This window comes from Ruegeria sp. AB11 (assembly GCF_056536325.1).
Genome location: NZ_JBQFJO010000001.1, coordinates 1,637,821 through 1,653,239 on the forward strand (window position 1 = coordinate 1,637,821; position 15,419 = coordinate 1,653,239).

General features: G+C 57.7%; 17 protein-coding genes. 12 read left to right on the top strand and 5 right to left on the bottom strand.

All coding sequences use genetic code 11. From position 1 onward, the window contains the following. Positions 1-84 precede the first annotated feature (84 nt). On the top strand, positions 85-999 hold the full coding sequence (locus ACR3EJ_RS08260; RefSeq protein ID WP_170545567.1) for a LysR family transcriptional regulator: 915 nt from the start codon (positions 85-87) through the stop codon (positions 997-999). A gap of 2 nt (positions 1,000-1,001) precedes the next feature. Here the strand turns inward: ACR3EJ_RS08260 and uraH are convergent, their stop codons facing one another. Next, the gene (gene uraH, locus ACR3EJ_RS08265) at positions 1,002-1,358 is read right to left on the bottom strand and encodes a hydroxyisourate hydrolase (protein WP_170545565.1); all 357 of its coding nucleotides are present in this window, start codon (positions 1,356-1,358) and stop codon (positions 1,002-1,004) included. A gap of 163 nt (positions 1,359-1,521) precedes the next feature. Between uraH and puuE the strand changes: the two genes are divergently transcribed. The 3 genes from puuE to ACR3EJ_RS08280 all read left to right on the top strand — a co-directional run bounded on the left by puuE (position 1,522) and on the right by ACR3EJ_RS08280 (position 4,917). Continuing rightward, positions 1,522-2,940 (top strand): allantoinase PuuE, encoded by a 1,419-nt coding sequence (puuE, locus tag ACR3EJ_RS08270; protein WP_170703633.1) that lies wholly within the window; start codon positions 1,522-1,524, stop codon positions 2,938-2,940. Continuing rightward, the gene (locus ACR3EJ_RS08275) at positions 2,937-3,422 is read left to right on the top strand and encodes an ureidoglycolate lyase (protein WP_170545560.1); all 486 of its coding nucleotides are present in this window, start codon (positions 2,937-2,939) and stop codon (positions 3,420-3,422) included. Before puuE ends, ACR3EJ_RS08275 begins: the two co-directional genes overlap by 4 nt. A 67-nt stretch (positions 3,423-3,489) precedes the next feature. Then, a complete protein-coding gene (locus ACR3EJ_RS08280; protein WP_170545556.1) occupies positions 3,490-4,917 on the top strand; it encodes a nucleobase:cation symporter-2 family protein in 1,428 nt (475 codons plus the stop codon). Between the two features lie 40 nt (positions 4,918-4,957). Here ACR3EJ_RS08280 and ACR3EJ_RS08285 read toward each other — a convergent pair whose 3' ends face one another. From ACR3EJ_RS08285 to ACR3EJ_RS08295, 3 genes are all read right to left on the bottom strand, one after another. Beyond that, positions 4,958-5,947, bottom strand: a complete 990-nt coding sequence (locus tag ACR3EJ_RS08285) for a type I glyceraldehyde-3-phosphate dehydrogenase (RefSeq protein ID WP_170545544.1) — start codon at positions 5,945-5,947, stop codon at positions 4,958-4,960. A gap of 54 nt (positions 5,948-6,001) precedes the next feature. Then, positions 6,002-6,325 carry a hypothetical protein gene (locus ACR3EJ_RS08290; RefSeq protein ID WP_010438086.1) on the bottom strand — a complete coding sequence of 108 codons (324 nt, stop codon included), beginning with the start codon at positions 6,323-6,325 and terminating at the stop codon, positions 6,002-6,004. A gap of 91 nt (positions 6,326-6,416) precedes the next feature. Beyond that, complete coding sequence (locus tag ACR3EJ_RS08295) at positions 6,417-7,250, bottom strand: bifunctional allantoicase/(S)-ureidoglycine aminohydrolase (RefSeq protein ID WP_170545542.1); 834 nt, start codon at positions 7,248-7,250, stop codon at positions 6,417-6,419. A gap of 176 nt (positions 7,251-7,426) precedes the next feature. Between ACR3EJ_RS08295 and ACR3EJ_RS08300 the strand changes: the two genes are divergently transcribed. The 5 genes from ACR3EJ_RS08300 to ACR3EJ_RS08320 all read left to right on the top strand — a co-directional run bounded on the left by ACR3EJ_RS08300 (position 7,427) and on the right by ACR3EJ_RS08320 (position 11,689). Beyond that, a complete protein-coding gene (locus tag ACR3EJ_RS08300) occupies positions 7,427-7,783 on the top strand; it encodes a hypothetical protein (RefSeq protein WP_170545540.1) in 357 nt (118 codons plus the stop codon). A gap of 212 nt (positions 7,784-7,995) precedes the next feature. After that, positions 7,996-9,231, top strand: coding sequence for an acyl-CoA dehydrogenase family protein (locus ACR3EJ_RS08305; protein WP_170545538.1), 1,236 nt, complete (start codon positions 7,996-7,998; stop codon positions 9,229-9,231). 16 nt (positions 9,232-9,247) lie between these two features. Next, positions 9,248-10,048, top strand: a complete 801-nt coding sequence (locus ACR3EJ_RS08310; RefSeq protein ID WP_170545535.1) for a thioesterase family protein — start codon at positions 9,248-9,250, stop codon at positions 10,046-10,048. Positions 10,049-10,118: 70 nt separating this feature from the next. Then, the gene (locus ACR3EJ_RS08315; protein WP_170545532.1) at positions 10,119-10,766 is read left to right on the top strand and encodes a DUF1007 family protein; all 648 of its coding nucleotides are present in this window, start codon (positions 10,119-10,121) and stop codon (positions 10,764-10,766) included. After that, complete coding sequence (locus tag ACR3EJ_RS08320; RefSeq protein ID WP_170545529.1) at positions 10,751-11,689, top strand: nickel/cobalt transporter; 939 nt, start codon at positions 10,751-10,753, stop codon at positions 11,687-11,689. The genes ACR3EJ_RS08315 and ACR3EJ_RS08320 overlap by 16 nt, the downstream gene beginning before the upstream one ends. Before the next feature lie 2 nt (positions 11,690-11,691). Here the strand turns inward: ACR3EJ_RS08320 and truA are convergent, their stop codons facing one another. Next, positions 11,692-12,459, bottom strand: a complete 768-nt coding sequence (truA, locus tag ACR3EJ_RS08325) for a tRNA pseudouridine(38-40) synthase TruA (protein WP_170545525.1) — start codon at positions 12,457-12,459, stop codon at positions 11,692-11,694. Between the two features lie 107 nt (positions 12,460-12,566). Between truA and ACR3EJ_RS08330 the strand changes: the two genes are divergently transcribed. The 3 genes from ACR3EJ_RS08330 to ACR3EJ_RS08340 are packed head-to-tail and all read left to right on the top strand — an operon-like array spanning position 12,567 to position 15,416. Next, a complete protein-coding gene (locus tag ACR3EJ_RS08330) occupies positions 12,567-13,982 on the top strand; it encodes a YcjX family GTP-binding protein (protein ID WP_170545522.1) in 1,416 nt (471 codons plus the stop codon). After that, entirely contained in the window at positions 13,979-14,434 is a 456-nt protein-coding gene (locus ACR3EJ_RS08335) for a GNAT family N-acetyltransferase (RefSeq protein WP_170545519.1), read from the top strand. Before ACR3EJ_RS08330 ends, ACR3EJ_RS08335 begins: the two co-directional genes overlap by 4 nt. Beyond that, complete coding sequence (locus ACR3EJ_RS08340; RefSeq protein ID WP_170545516.1) at positions 14,427-15,416, top strand: YcjF family protein; 990 nt, start codon at positions 14,427-14,429, stop codon at positions 15,414-15,416. The genes ACR3EJ_RS08335 and ACR3EJ_RS08340 overlap by 8 nt, the downstream gene beginning before the upstream one ends. Positions 15,417-15,419: the final 3 nt, after the last annotated feature.

Genomic DNA, 15,419 nt, shown 5'->3' on the forward strand with positions numbered 1-15,419 from the left:
CGATAAGTTATCGCCACACTAGGCAAACGGGCTTTTCTTCGGTATTCCCGTATATTGTCAAACTGTATCAAAAAAAACGATAAGATGTCCTATCTCGATAACATTCGAACCTTTGTACGGGTTTATGATCTAGGCAGTATGTCAGCCGCCGGACGCGATATGCGAATCTCACCTGCGGTGACGTCAGCGCGGATTTCGCAGTTAGAAGATCACCTCGGGGTTCGTCTGTTCCAGCGAACCACACGCAACTTGACTCCAACTGAGCAAGGGCGTGCATTTTACCCCGGTGCAGTTGCAGTTCTGGATGCGGTGGATGAGGCAGAAGCGCAAGTCACACATCTGACCGAAGCGCCGCGCGGGTCGCTATTCGTCGCAGCGCCCCTGGGTGTCGGGCGCCGCCTTCTGGCACCTCATGTGCCTGATTTTCTGTCAGAATACCCTGAGATTGATGTGCGTCTAAGGCTGACAGACCGATCTGTCGACCTAACCACCGAAGGGTTGGATCTGGCCTTTTTCATCGGTCAGCCCGAAGACAGCACATTGCGCATTCGCAAGATCGCGGATTGTCAGCGCGTGCTATGCGCGGCCCCTGATTACGTGAGCCGTTGTGGGATGCCCGAATCTGGAACGGATCTGATTTCAGGCAAACATGAGTGTTTGAACCTACGCTTCCCCGGAGCGGCAGAGTTTCAGTGGATGCTGGAAACGCCTGATGGCCCGAAACGGTTCGCTGTTTCAGGCCGATATGAGTGCGACGATGGCGATGTTTTAACCGATTGGGCGTTATCGGGGCAGGGAATTGCTATGAAGCCTGTGTTCGAAGTGTCCGAACATCTGAAGGCAGGACGATTGATCCCGGTGGCGATGCAAACGCCACCGGTGCCGGTTCAAATGGCTTGCCTGTATACCCATCGCCGCCACCAAGATCCCAAGGCACGGCTGTTTATGGATTTCATGATTGATCGTATCGGCAAGGTGGTCCGCAGCGCCGAAATCTAGGTCTAGCTGCCCCGATAGGTCGAATACCCATAAGGGGATAGAAGCAGCGGCACATGGTAGTGGGCATCCGGGTCGGACATACCAAAGCGGATAGGCACCTGATCCAGAAACAGAGGATCATCGCCGTCCTGACCCGTCGCGCGGAGGTAATCGCCGGCAAAGAAAATCAGTTCATACGTGCCGGCTTTGAAGTCGTCCTGCGGTAGGATCGGACTGTTGGTGCGACCATCCGCGTTGGTCTCCATCTCGACCAGTTTGCGATGAGAATCTCCCGACACTTCGTAAAGAGAGATTTTCAACCCCTCAGCAGGGCAGCCGCGTGCCGTGTCCAGAACATGGGTCGTCAGATAGCCAGCCAAGGGTCTCTCCTATGTGTTTCTTTTGGTGTGCCACAGTCTGGGCCAAACAGCAAAATGGTTGAAATGCCGAAAGAACTGGAAACAGTGTTCGGATTGATTTGATAATCAATGTACCGTTTCTGCGGTAAAGCTGTCAAAACACCTAATCGGACTGGAAGACCCTATGCAGCCGCCTCGTTACCCCCGCGATATGATCGGATATGGAGCCAACCCGCCTGACGCCGCATGGCCCGGCGGGGCGAAACTGGCAGTACAGATCGTGCTGAACTACGAAGAGGGTGGTGAAAACTGTGTTCTGCATGGGGATGCTGCGTCTGAGGCGTTCTTGTCCGAGATAGTCGGGGCGGCGCAATGGCCGGGCCAGCGTCACTGGAACATGGAATCGATCTATGAATACGGCGCGCGGGCAGGGTTCTGGCGCCTGCATCGGTTGATGAAAGATCTGCCGATCACTGTCTACGGTGTGGCGACGGCTTTGGCGCGCTCGCCAGATCAGGTGGCCGCAATGAAATCGGCAGGGTGGGAGATTGCCAGCCACGGGCTGAAATGGGTCGAGCACAAGGACATGCCCGAGGATGAAGAGCGGGCTCAGGTTGCAGAAGCTATCCGCTTGCATACCGAAGTTGTGGGGGATCGCCCGCGTGGCTGGTACACCGGGCGCTGTTCGGACAACACTGTGCGTCTGGTCGCCGAAGAGGGTGGTTTTGCCTATGTCGCGGACACCTATGCAGACGATCTTCCATACTGGATGCAAACCGGTGGCCGGGATCAGTTAATTGTTCCGTACACGCTGGATTGCAACGATATGCGCTTTGCCACACCGCAGGGGTTCAACGCCGGGGATCAGTTCTATTCTTATCTGAAAGACAGTTTCGATGCGCTTTATGCAGAAGGCGAAGCTGGCGCACCCAAGATGCTGTCGATTGGTCTTCATTGTCGCTTGATCGGGCGTCCGGGACGCGTCATGGCGCTGAAACGGTTTCTGGATTACGCGCTCGGGTTCTCGGATGTGTGGTTTGCAACGCGATTGCAGATTGCGGAACATTGGGCTGAAACGCACCCGCCGGCTGAGCGCCCAAAACCCTCACAGATGGGCCGCGACGAATTTGTCTCCGCTTACGGAGGTAACTTCGAGCATTCCGCATGGATCGCCGAGCGTGCGTTTGGTCTGGAACTGGGCGCGGCACATGACACGGCGGGTGGATTGCACAATGCTCTGACCCGCATGTTCCGGTCCGCCTCGGACGAGGAACGGCTGGGTGTGTTAACGGCCCACCCCGATCTTGCTGGTAAACTGGCGCAGGCCAAGCGGCTGACACAGGAAAGCACGTCTGAGCAGGCTTCGGCCGGTCTCGATGCGCTGACGGATGACGAACGAGCCACCTTTACCGAATTAAATCAGCGCTACACCGAAAAATTTGGTTTTCCGTTCATTATCGCTGTTAGGGACCACAATAAGGCCTCGATCCTGGGCGCATTTGAGCGGCGGATCGAACAGGATCGCGAGACCGAGTTCGCTGAGGCATGCCGACAGGTCGAACGGATCGCCGAATTCCGTCTGCGCGATGTGCTGCCCTCATGACCCAGATTGTCGCTGAAACGATCTCGGCAGCAGCGTTCGCGCCATTTGGCGATCTGATTGATATCTCAGGTGAGCCTGACAAGATGATCAATCAGGGCCAATGCGGCCGTTATCACGACCGGGCTGGGCTGGATTTCGGTAACGCGCGTGCCGGTATTAGCCTGTTTAACGCCAACCCGCGCGAATTGCCTTACCGGCTGGAAATGGTCGAGCGTCATCCCGATGGCAGCCAGGCCTTTATTCCGATGACTCACCAGCCTTTTCTGGTGATCGTCGCACCGGATGAGGGCGGAAAACCCGGGCAACCAAGGGCTTTCATCACGCTCCCCGGACAAGCTGTGAACTATCACCGAGGCACTTGGCACGGGGTTCTAACTCCTCTGCACGGGCCCGGCCTGTTCGCGGTCGTCGATAGGATCGGGGACGGTCCAAATCTAGAAGAATACTGGTTCAGCACTCCGTACGAGGTGGTCGACCGCTGAATCCAAATACGAAGCCGCCAAAGAAGCGGTAAGAACCCCATTGGATCTTAGGGAGGACAATGAGATCATGGCCGAAACTTCGATAGGGACCCCCGAACAACTTCGGGACCCGAACTATACGCCCGCCTTACACAAGGCGATACCGCTGGGCATTCAGCATGTGCTGGCGATGTTTGTTTCAAACGTCACACCGGCCATCATCGTGGCCGGAGCCGCCGGGTTTGGATTTGGATCCAATTCCCCTGATTTTCCTGAGCTGCTCTACCTGATCCAAATGTCGATGCTGTTCGCGGGTCTGGCAACCTTGTTGCAGACTGTGACGCTGGGCCCAGTTGGCGCGGCACTGCCGATTGTTCAGGGAACAAGCTTTGCCTTTCTGCCCATCATGATCCCGCTTGTCGCTGGTAAGGGTGTGGATGCTTTGGCAGCACTGTTCGGTGGTGTCCTGATCGGTGGTCTTTTTCACGCCTTTCTAGGCCTGTTCATTGGCAAGATACGTTTTGCGCTTCCGCCGCTGGTGACCGGGCTTGTCGTGACAATGATCGGTTTGGCGCTGGTCAAGGTTGGCATTCAATATTCTGCTGGTGGCGTGCCTGCGATTGGTACTCCGGAATACGGATCGCTGCTCAACTGGTCGGCGGCGTTGGTCGTTGTTGTCGTGACGCTGGGCCTCAAGTTCTTTGCGCGTGGTATGCTGTCGGTGTCTGCCGTACTCGTCGGATTGGCGGTTGGCTACGTCTATGCCCTAATGGTCGGTATGGTGACGTTCGAAGCCATCGGCAACAGCTGGTCGCGGGCCTCTGCATTCGCACTGCCAGTCCCGTTCAAATATGGCTTTGAGTTCTCATTGGCGGCCATTATCGGATTCTGTCTGATGTCTTTCGTCTCGGCCATTGAGACCGTCGGTGACGTATCGGGGATCACCAAGGGTGGTGCAGGTCGCGAGGCGACAGACAAAGAAATCGAAGGTGCAACATATGCCGATGGTTTTGGAACTGCACTCGCCGGTATTTTCGGCGGGTTTCCGAATACATCGTTCAGCCAGAATGTCGGCTTGATCGCAATGACAGGCGTCATGAGCCGTCATGTTGTGACCTGCGGGGCCTTGTTCCTGATCCTGTGTGGTCTCGTGCCGAAGGTCGGAGCGATCATTCGCACAGTACCCATCGAAGTGCTGGGTGGCGGCGTGATCGTCATGTTCGGCATGGTGGTTGCGGCAGGCATCTCGATGCTGTCGGACGTGGATTGGAATCGCCGCAACATGGTGATCTTTGCGATCTCACTGTCGATTGGTCTTGGGTTGCAGCTGGAACCTGGTGCGGTCCAGCACCTGCCGGATACGCTCCGCATTCTGATGACAAGCGGCCTGCTGCCAGCGGCTCTGATCGCCATCGTGCTGAACCTGGTCCTGCCTGAAGAGCTGGCAGAAGAATCGACCGAGGAAGTTTCTGGCGGAATGGCCGGTCACGGCTCTGGCAGCCTGCCTCACGAATGAGGCCTATGAGCAATCCCGCAGCGCGGCTCAGCGCTGCGGGTCACCCCGCTTCGGCCATCAAGCGTGCGACATCCAGCATGCGGGCCGAAAACCCCCATTCATTGTCATACCAACCAAAGACCCTGATTTGGTTCTCTCCGATCATACGCGTCTCGGGCCCGGCCAAAACGAGTGATTCAGGACGGGAGCGCAAATCAGATGATACCAAGGGCAGATCGGTCCAGCCCAGTACGGCAGAAGCTGCGACCGCGTTGCGAAACGCTTGGTCGAACTGATCCGCGCTCTTGCCCCGTTCAAGGGTGGCGACAAGATCGACAGCAGATACGCTGGCCGTGGGAACACGCACCGCAGCCCCCGAAATGCGACCGGCAAGATTTGGCAGCACAACATCGATCAGATGTGTGGCGCTTGAGGTCGTGGGCACCATCGACAATGCTCCGGCGCGCGAACGGGCCAGATCCCCACGCGGCGCATCAACCATGGGCTGGCTGTTAGTATAACAGTGAATCGTGGTCATGTGGCCAGAGACAAGCCCGCCGATTTCATCGATCAGCTTGACCAGTGGGGCCAGCCCGTTGGTGGTACATGACGCATTCGACACGATCCGTGCGTTGCCCATTTGATCTTCGTTTGCACCCAGTACAACCGTGACCTCGGCAGCAGGTGAGGGGCCGGAAATCAGCACTTTGCCCGCCCCGGCAGTCAATCCCCGGCTGGCAACATCCGATGTGCGCGCGATGCCGGTGCAATCCAGCATCACATCGACGCCGGACAGATCGACCTTTGCCAAATCTGCGCTGTGGGACATTGGAACAATCCGGCCATCGATGTTCAATGCTCCACCTTCGGCTGCCACCGAACCTGGATAAGGTCCGAAAGTGCTGTCGTACTTGAACAGATATGCGCAGGTTTCGAGCGGTGCGATATCGTTGATCAGCACCAGCTCGATATCCGAATTCTGCGACGGGCCTAGGACCTGTCGCAGGATGGTGCGGCCGATACGGCCGAATCCGTTGATCGCAAGTTTCATGCGCAAGCTATGGCAGGCAGATCATGCGATCTCAATCAAAGTATTGTACCAATTTCAGTTGCAGCTGACCTGTGAAAAGAACTGGCCCGAGATGTTCTGATACATGCTGGAATAGATCGCCTTGCATCCGGTCGCCTGCTGTATCGCAGCCATCGCCTGAATGGTGCGCAGACGTGGCGGGGGGCCAAAGGGGTTCAGATTGTTGTTGTCCCGCGTGGCCCGATAGACCACAGGCGCGTCCGAGACCTGCGTCACCGCCCAGGTACGGCTCATGACGAAAACGGACTTGGTTTCTTCCTTGGCTGCGACCGGCTCGGCGTTGAACGCCGAAAGGCCAAGGGTGGCAACCAGTGCAATCATCGTACCGCGCAGTAACATTGAACAATCTCCAGTGCTGAAAACTTACGTAATTTCATCAGATTCCAGCGATTCTGTGAACCCCTATACCGGACATTGACGCTATGGTCGTCTATCGCGAGGGAACCGACAGAGGCATATGCCGATTTACATCTTTATATAGCAGATATCGGAACCGACCCGGACCACCCGCATAACAGGCTTGGGGGCAGAAAGCGCGCAGCCACATATAATCTCCGGCCTCGACCTCGACCCAATCCTGATTGAGTCGATAAACCGCCTTGCCCTCCAGCACATAAAGGCCGTGTTCCATCACATGGGTTTCTGCAAATGGGATTACGCCACCGGGCTCGAAATTGACGATGTTGACATGCATGTCATGCCGCAGGTCATGCGGATCGGTAAAACGCGTGGTAGACCAACGCCCTTCGGTGCCGGGCATTTCGACGGGCGTCACTTCGCATTCGTTGGTGATGATCGGATCAGGGGCTGGCAGACCGGGCACGGCCTGATAGGCTTTGCGAACCCAATGGAACCGGGCAACGGAATCGGCGCGATTGTGCAGGGCCCAGTCACTTCCGGGCGGGATATAAGCATATCCTCCGGTCTCAAGTACGTGCTCCGCTTGGTTCAACGTCAGGGTTACAGAGCCTTCGACTACAAAAATCACACCTTGTGCGTTTGGGTCTGTTTCCGGAGTATCACTGCCGCCACTGGGCTGAACCTCCATGATGTATTGCGAGAATGTCTCTGCAAACCCACTCAGAGGCCGCGAAAGAACCCACAGGCGTGTCCCTTCCCAGAAAGGAAGAAAGCTGGTGACGATGTCGCGCATCGTGCCTTTCGGGATCACCGCATAGGCGTCGGTGAACATGGCGCGGTCAGTCAATAACTGCTCTTGCCCCGGGTGACCGCCTGTAGGTGCATAGTATTTTGGATGTGTCATCAAGTGCCTCTGGTTCGTCTTGGGGTAATATGAGGCGAACGGGCGGAGGGACCTAGCACCCGCCTTGCAATAGGTTTGTTCGGGATAATTTGAAGGTGACCAAGTTGGGCTTGGCCACACACCCACAGAGGTATATCTATGAGCGTGAAAGTTGTTCAGATCGGCGAGGCCCCATAATGAAAGCCTTCTTTTATTCAGCGCTCGTTACCGTTCTATTACTGGGTTCGAGTGGAATCGCTCAGGCCAAATCGATTTCCCGAATCATCGCGGAAATGGGGTTGAGCCCTGCGGATTTCCAAGTGCTAAGCGCCACCTCGAATGCGTTGTTGTCCTCAGGCTCGCCCTCGGTTGGGCAAGAGAGGGCATGGCTTAATCAGGATACGGGCTCAAAAGGGACGATCCGAGTTCTCAGCGTTCAGGATAATTGTGTAATACTCCAGCATATTGTGCAGCCCGAAGGCGCGGAACAGGCTCGGGATATCAGAACACGCCGTTGCAGAACTGCCGATGGTAACTGGATACTGGCACCTTAAAGGCTGTCGCTGGGTCGGCGTCTGACCTCATGTATCTACGCCCAATCCAATCGAACGTTTCTGCCGCGACCTCAGGCACCTCACTGTGATGCAGTGTATGGTATCGTTTTATCTGAATGACGTTCCGTCACCCAACTGGACAGTGTCATAGGTGCTGAGCCATCCTCGGACCCAAGCGTCGGGTGCGCGCGGTGCTGTAGAGAGGACTATACATGACCATGACATTCGGACTGCGCGATGAAAATCGCGCCTTGTTGCAACGTGTTGCTGATATGATCCGGGATGAGGTCATGCCGCTTGAACAGGAGTATCATGCGGAGATCAACAAAGGCGATCGCTGGCAATACACCGAGCGTCAGGCCGAAATCCTCGAAGGTCTAAAGGACAAGGCCAAAGCGGCAGGGCTGTGGAACTTTTGGCTGACGGACAGTGATAAGGGCTTTGGCCTCAGTACAGTTGAGTACGCCTATTTTGCCGAAGAAATGGGTAAGACCCCTTTGGGGGCTGAAGTATTTAACTGCTCAGCACCTGATACCGGGAATATGGAGGTCTTTGAGCGCTACGGCTCGGACGCGATGAAGGAACAGTGGCTGAAGCCGTTGCTCGATGGCCAGATCAGGTCGGCCTATCTGATGACCGAACCGGATGTGGCGTCGTCGGATGCCACGAATATCTCGATGTCCTGTGTGCGGGACGGTGCTGACTACATTCTGAATGGTGAGAAATGGTGGTCTTCCGGGGCAGGTGATCCGCGCTGCAAGGTCTATATCGTGATGGTCAAAACGGGCAGAGATGATCTGCAGAAACACCAGCGCCAGTCGATGATCGTGGTGCCAGCAGGCACGCCTGGCATCGAGGTATTGCGGCCGATGGAAGTCTACGGCCACGACGATGCACCTCATGGTCACATGCATATCCGTTTCACAGATGTCCGGGTTCCAGCCGAGAACATCCTGCTGGGCGAAGGGCGCGGGTTCGAGATCGCGCAGGGTCGTCTGGGGCCGGGTCGCATTCATCATTGCATGCGCGCCATCGGTCAGGCCGAAGCCGCATTGGAACAGATGTGCAAGCGGTCACTGCAACGCCAAGCATTCGGGAAGAAGCTGGCGCAACTGGGCGCCAATTACGACATCATTGCCGAATGTCGGATGGAGATCGAAATGGCCCGACTGCTCTGCCTAAAGGCGGCATGGTACATGGATCAGGGCGATGCGCGGGCGGCGGCCCCTTGGATCAGCCAGATTAAGGTCGTGGCGCCCAAAGTAGCGCTGAAGGTGATCGACGAAGCTGTGCAGATGTTTGGCGCGCAAGGGATCAGCCAGGATACACCTTTGGCCAACGCGTGGACCCATATACGCACCTTGCGTCTGGCGGATGGGCCAGACGCGGTGCATCGTCGCCAGGTCGCGCGCGCCGAATTAAAGAAATACACGCAAGAAAAAGTCTGAGGCAGAAGCAACCGCGATGATATCGGATGTGTTGGGGCAGGCGTATTTTCATCAGAATACGCAAGGTGAGTTTGTCGGCAATGATCCCGCGCGCGGGCCCTGGTCAGCAGATCACTGTCATGCGGGGCCGGTCAGTGGCCTGATTGTGCGAGCGGCCGAGACCGAGGTCGGACCAGATAAGATGTTGACCCGTCTCACGGTCAATTTGCTGCGCCCGCTGCCTTTGGCCGGTTTGCGGGTCGCGGCGGAGACCACGCGCCACACAAAAACGCTGGCGACCACACGCGTCACCGTTCATGATCTAGATGATACGCTTTGTGCAACCGCAACCACCATGCATGTGGTGCGCAGGGACCTTGGGTCTGTTCCCAATGTCGACCTGCCCGCACCGCGATTGGAAGATGTCGTCGATGGCCCATTTCCAATCGGTGAAATGCGGCATGATCTGCCTGGTTTTGCCCATCACTCAGAAATTGGCTATCCAGCCGGCGGCAATCAGGGCGCTGGTCCCAAAATCGTGTGGATGCGCACGCCCACCTTGGTTGATGGCGAAGATCCCTCGCCGATACAGGCGCTCTGCCCGCTCGCGGATTGTGGTAATGGCATATCATGGAATGCGCCCACGACCGAGATGGGATTCATGAACACCGATCTGACGATACAAGTCCATCGAGAGCCCACCTCAGACTGGCTGGCCTCCGATTCGATTTCGCACTGGCAGCCGTCGGGGATTGGTATGTCGCAGTCGGTTTTGTTTGACACGCAGGGACCTGTGGGAACGGCGCTACAGACTCTGGTTCTGTTTCCGCCCAATTAACTCGGCTGGATTCTGCGATACTCTGGGGAACCGGATTGCCGATGCCTGCCCCGCACCCTATCTTTGCGCTATGCGTTGGATTGCGACCCTTCTAACCTGCTGCCTGCCATTTCCGGTTTTGGCCCACCCGCACGTCTTTATCGACACGGGACTGGAGTTCGTCGTCGATGAGGCAGGCAACCTGACCCATGTGCGTGTGACCTGGGCCTATGATGAATTCTATTCGCTGCTGGTGCTGGAAGACATGAGATTGGATCAGGACGGCGATGGCGTGCTGACCGAAGCGGAAGAAAAATTTCTAAGCGGCTTCGATGCGCAATGGGTCGAAGGGTACAATGGCGATTTGGTCATTCGTATGGGCGAGACCGTGATCCCCCTGTCTGGCCCGTTAGAGCCACAAGCGACGACTGAAGATGCACGTATCGTGACCACGCATTTGCGCTCGGTGGAAGGCGCGCCCGTTCCGGCAAGTGACCTGTCGATCAAAGCCTTTGATGAGAGCTTTTACACCGCCTACGAGGTGACCCGGCCTGTGACGGTTTCGGGTCCTGTCATCTGTCAGATTGATCGGAGCGATCCAGACATTGACGCAGAACTGGCGCAGATGCAGGCGTTTTTACGGACACTCGATGCCGACTATGACCTCGAGGAGAATGACATCCCCCTGGTTGGTGAGAAATTCGCAACTGAGATCAGACTTTCATGTCCAAATACCTGATCGTTCCCGTCGTCATCGCTTGCGGGTTGCTCCTTTGGTTCTGGGGCAGCGGTGGCTTTGACCATCTGGCTGCATGGGCGGCTGGTGAGCAGCGGGAGTTCCAGAACCAGATCGCCCGCGCCTTGCGTGCGGCCCGGGCCGAGCAGCCCGAAGCTATCGCGACGCTACTAACTGTCTGTTTCGCATATGGTTTTTTCCACGCCATTGGACCAGGTCATGGCAAGGTTTTAATCGGAGGGTACGGGTTGGGCCGTCGTGTCGCGTTTTGGCGACTATCCGCGATCAGTGTTATGTCTAGTCTGGGTCAAGCAGTCACGGCAATCGTGTTGGTATATGCCGGTGTGCTCGTGTTCCAGATGTCGCGCGAGTCGTTGGTAGGCACGACCGAACAGGTCATGGCGCCGATCAGCTATGGCATGATTGCGGTAATCGGCTTGTGGTTGGTCTTTCGCGCGCTGCGCAGCTTTGTACGGCATCGCAAAAGCCAGACATCGCATACGCACGACCACCATCACCATGCGCATGATCATGACCACCATCATCACGACCATGAGGTTTGCGCTGACTGCGGCCACCGCCACGGCCCGACTGCCGATGAGGTCGCTCAGGTCGGCAGCCTGCGCGAGGCAATGGTTTTGGTCGCAGGCATCGCTGCACGACCCTGTACCGGGGCGTTGTTTGTGCTGATTCTGACTTGGCAGATGGGTATCGCGATGGTTGGCATCGCGGGCGCGTTCGCTATGGCGCTGGGCACTGCAACGGTGACGACTCTGGTCGGATGGACGTCCTTCGGGCTGCGCGGCGGGTTGCTTGCCTCAGCCTCGGCCACGCGCTTTGCATCAGTGCTGGCCCCTACAATCGAACTGGTTGCAGGACTAATAATCGCTGTGATTGCAAGCGGGCTGCTGCTGCGGACTTTGTAACCTTAGTCGAAAACTGGCTCCGGATATCCGACCCTTGCCAAATACAGCCCTTGCGGGGGGCAAACTGGGCCGCAAGCCGAGCGATCAACTGCCACTAGCGCTTCGCGCACGTCCTCGGGCGTCCACGCTCCGGCCCCCACGCGCTCTAACGTTCCAACAAAGCTACGTACCTGATTGTGCAGGAAAGACCGCGCGCGTACGTGGAAGTGTATTTCGAGACCCGAGAAGCCCTGAACTTGCTCGACCCGCAATTCATCCAGCGTTTTAACAGGGCTGGCGGCCTGGCAGATGGAGGATCGGAAGGTGGTGAAATCATGACGCCCGATCAGCATATCCGCCCCGGCCTGCATCGCCGCGACATCCAGAATATGATTAATCTGCCAGACCTGCCCATGATCATGGGTCGCAGGTGCGCGGCGCATCAGGATGCGGAACAGATATTGCCGCTCAAGCGCCGAGAACCGCGCGTGCCAGTCATCATCCACCTGTGCGGCTTTCACGATGGCGACAGGCTGCGGCTTGAGGTGATAATTCAACGCCTCGGACAGGCGGAACGGGTCCCAGTCCTTGGTCAAATCGCAATGAGCCACTTGCCCCAGCGCATGCACACCCGCATCGGTGCGGCCTGCGGCGGCGATGGTATGCTCTCCGGGTTCGATCCGCGACAGAGCCAGTTCGATCGCACCCTGAACAGACGGCAGCTCTTTCTGCCGCTGCCATCCGGCGAACGGTTCCCCTTGGTATTCGACTTTCAACGCGTATCTGGGCATGGGGCGCTGGTATCGCGCCTTGGTCGGTCGGGCAAGGGGGCGAAAGCTCTGGCAAGTGCGGTAACCGCTACCTATCTTGGCACAAACGATAATTGCGGGGCGACGGCTTGGTCATCTCATCATTGGCAGACAGTTTGGTACGCAGCGTCGAATCCGTCGGCGACCGCGTGTCCGAAACGTTCTTTGAGCCGGTCATACGGCTGGGCGTCACGGGATTGGCGCGGTCTGGTAAAACTGTATTTATCACATCGCTGGTGGCCAACCTCCTGGACCGCGGCCGTATGACCGGCCTTGTGGCGCAGCAAGAAGGGCGTATCACCGCCAGCTATCTGCAGCCGCAACCCGACGATACCGTGCCCCGATTCGATTTCGAATCCCATCTGTCCGCGCTCACCGGACCTGCGCCGCACTGGCCGGACAGCACACGGGCGGTGTCTGAACTGCGCCTGTCATTCAAAGTGCAACCAGCAGGTTTGCTGTCGGGGCTGCAGGGACCGCGAACATTGCATCTGGACATCGTGGATTATCCCGGTGAATGGCTGCTGGATCTGGCCCTGCTGGATAAATCCTACGAAGATTGGTCGCGGGGAACGCTGGAGCACATATCCAACCGTCCACAAGCAGAGGCGTTTCTGGCCAAGGCCAAAGCGGCCGATCCAAACGCGCCGCATGATGAGCCGCAGGCGCAGGACTTTGCTCGCAGCTTCACAGACTATCTAAATGCCGCGCGTGAGGCCGGGTTCTACGACTGCACTCCCGGTCGGTTCCTTTTGCCGGGAGATCTCGCAGGCTCTCCAGTGCTGACCTTCGCGCCTTTGCCGGTGTCTGAAGCATCACGCCGAAGGTCGCTGCACCGCGAGATGGAACGGCGCTACGAGGCTTATAAATCGCGGGTGGTCAAACCCTTCTTCCGCGATCACTTTGCCCGGATCGATCGGCAGATCGTACTGGTTGATGCACTGGGCGCGATCCACAAAGGCCCGCAAGCGGTTGAAGATATGCGCCGCGCCATGGCCGATATCCTGTCGGCCTTCCGCCCCGGTCGCAATGCGTGGCTGAACAGGCTGCTGCTTGGCAAGCGGGTCGAGCGTATCCTGTTTGCGGCCACTAAGGCGGATCACCTGCATCATTCGCAGCACCCACATCTGACAGCGATTATCGAGGCCCTGACCCGTGAAGCGCGCGATCGCGCCAGCTTTGCGGGTGCTGAGACGGCGGCCTTATCGTTGGCTTCGCTTCGAACCACGACGGAAGAGATGCGCAGCCATAACGGCGTTGAACTCCCTTGCGTGCGCGGCACACTACTGGATAGCGGCAAGCAGGCGGCGTTCTATCCCGGTGATCTGCCAGAAGACCCGGCCCATCTGCTTGGCCCTGCGCGCAACGGGGCCGAAGGATGGCTGGGCGAGGATTATGGCTATATGGCCTTCGCGCCGGCGCATCTGACCCTGAATCCCGGAGACGGTCCGCCGCATATTCGGTTGGACCGGGCCGCGCAGTTTCTAATTGGAGACAGGTTGTGAACGTGATCCTCCGCCCCGCGCGCAGTACAGATGCCGGAAAGACGGGCGCTATTCTGCACGGTTTCGCACGGGAAAACAACTGGATGCCAGAGCTGCATTCCGAAGCTGAAACCATTGCATTTTGCGGTCGCATGATCGATTTGGGCTGGGTCACTGTCGCCGAGGTGCTAGGCCAGGTCGCCGGATTTCTGGCGTTGGACGGGGAAGAAGTGCAGTCGCTCTATTTGACAGCACCGGCGCGTGGGCAGGGGATCGGACAGCAATTGCTTGATCTTGCGAAGACGCAGCGCCCCAATCTCAATCTATATGCGTTTCAGGCCAATCACCGCGCCTGCCGGTTCTACGAACGCAACGGGTTTGTCGAGGTCGCGCGCAGCGACGGGTCCGAGAATGACGAAAACCTGCCAGATATCAAATATGTCTGGACACGTGAGGAGGAGGTCGATGTCTAAGGGCCCCGTGCTGATTGATCTGGAAGACGACACCCCGGCAGCCGATGTTTCAACTGCACCTCCCGTACCTGATATTGCACCTCCTCAGGGGCAGGCGATGCAGGCCGCCGTTCGGTTTGCAGCCCGAAAACCATCGGCCTTGGCGCGCTGGTTTTGGGGTTTGGCGCTTGCAGTCGTAGGCGCGGTGGTCTCGGTTGCGGCGTGGGATTTTGCCATGTCGCTGCTGGAACGCGCCCCAATTCTGGGGTGGATCGTCACGGGCCTGATCGCCGCGCTTTTGCTGGTCGTGCTGGTTATCGCACTACGTGAACTGGCCGCGATTAGTCGCCTTTCTCGCGTGGACGGGTTACGCCGCGCTGCCGATGCTGCGTTAGCAGACGAGGACTTGTCGCAAGCCCGCGCCGTCACCACACGGCTGATTGCATTCTACAAGGGGCGTGATGAAACCCGCTGGGGCAGCGATCGTCTGAACGAACGCATGGGCGAGCTATTCGATGCCTCAACCCTGCTTAGCTTGGCCGAAGATGAATTGCTGGCCCCGCTGGACGCCGCCGCCAGTCGCGAGGTCGAGGCCGCAGCCCGGCAGGTCGCTACCGTGACCGCACTGGTGCCACTTGCGCTGGCTGACGTCGCAACGGCGTTGGCAAGTTCATTGCGGATGATCCGACGCATCGCCGAGATTTACGGCGGTCGGGCGGGCTTTCTTGGCAGTTGGCGCCTGACCCGTGCTGTGTTTGTGCATTTGGTTGCGACCGGTGCCGTAGCTGTAGGGGATGATTTACTGGAGCCGATCCTGGGCGGCTCAGTCCTCAGCAAACTGTCGCGCCGGTTCGGTGAGGGCTTGGTCAATGGTGCGTTAACAGCACGCGTTGGCGTCGCCGCGATGGAGGTGTGCCGACCTCTGCCCTTCTCAAAACGCCACAAACCTTCGACGCGGGGCATGATCAAACGCGCACTTAGTGGGCTGTTTTCCAAGAGTTGATCT

Excerpts from the sequence above, each read along its gene's own strand:
- ACR3EJ_RS08320 (WP_170545529.1), top strand. The coding sequence starts at position 10,751 with ATGTCCAAATACCTGATCGTTCCCGTCGTCATCGCTTGCGGGTTGCTC.
- ACR3EJ_RS08275 (WP_170545560.1), top strand. The coding sequence starts at position 2,937 with ATGACCCAGATTGTCGCTGAAACGATCTCGGCAGCAGCGTTCGCGCCA.
- truA (WP_170545525.1), bottom strand. The coding sequence starts at position 12,459 with ATGCCCAGATACGCGTTGAAAGTCGAATACCAAGGGGAACCGTTCGCC.
- ACR3EJ_RS08290 (WP_010438086.1), bottom strand. The coding sequence starts at position 6,325 with ATGTTACTGCGCGGTACGATGATTGCACTGGTTGCCACCCTTGGCCTT.
- ACR3EJ_RS08280 (WP_170545556.1), top strand. The coding sequence starts at position 3,490 with ATGGCCGAAACTTCGATAGGGACCCCCGAACAACTTCGGGACCCGAAC.
- puuE (WP_170703633.1), top strand. The coding sequence starts at position 1,522 with ATGCAGCCGCCTCGTTACCCCCGCGATATGATCGGATATGGAGCCAAC.
- ACR3EJ_RS08295 (WP_170545542.1), bottom strand. The coding sequence starts at position 7,250 with ATGACACATCCAAAATACTATGCACCTACAGGCGGTCACCCGGGGCAA.
- ACR3EJ_RS08260 (WP_170545567.1), top strand. The coding sequence starts at position 85 with ATGTCCTATCTCGATAACATTCGAACCTTTGTACGGGTTTATGATCTA.
- ACR3EJ_RS08285 (WP_170545544.1), bottom strand. The coding sequence starts at position 5,947 with ATGAAACTTGCGATCAACGGATTCGGCCGTATCGGCCGCACCATCCTG.
- ACR3EJ_RS08315 (WP_170545532.1), top strand. The coding sequence starts at position 10,119 with ATGCGTTGGATTGCGACCCTTCTAACCTGCTGCCTGCCATTTCCGGTT.
- ACR3EJ_RS08340 (WP_170545516.1), top strand. The coding sequence starts at position 14,427 with ATGTCTAAGGGCCCCGTGCTGATTGATCTGGAAGACGACACCCCGGCA.
- ACR3EJ_RS08300 (WP_170545540.1), top strand. The coding sequence starts at position 7,427 with ATGAAAGCCTTCTTTTATTCAGCGCTCGTTACCGTTCTATTACTGGGT.
- ACR3EJ_RS08305 (WP_170545538.1), top strand. The coding sequence starts at position 7,996 with ATGACCATGACATTCGGACTGCGCGATGAAAATCGCGCCTTGTTGCAA.
- ACR3EJ_RS08310 (WP_170545535.1), top strand. The coding sequence starts at position 9,248 with ATGATATCGGATGTGTTGGGGCAGGCGTATTTTCATCAGAATACGCAA.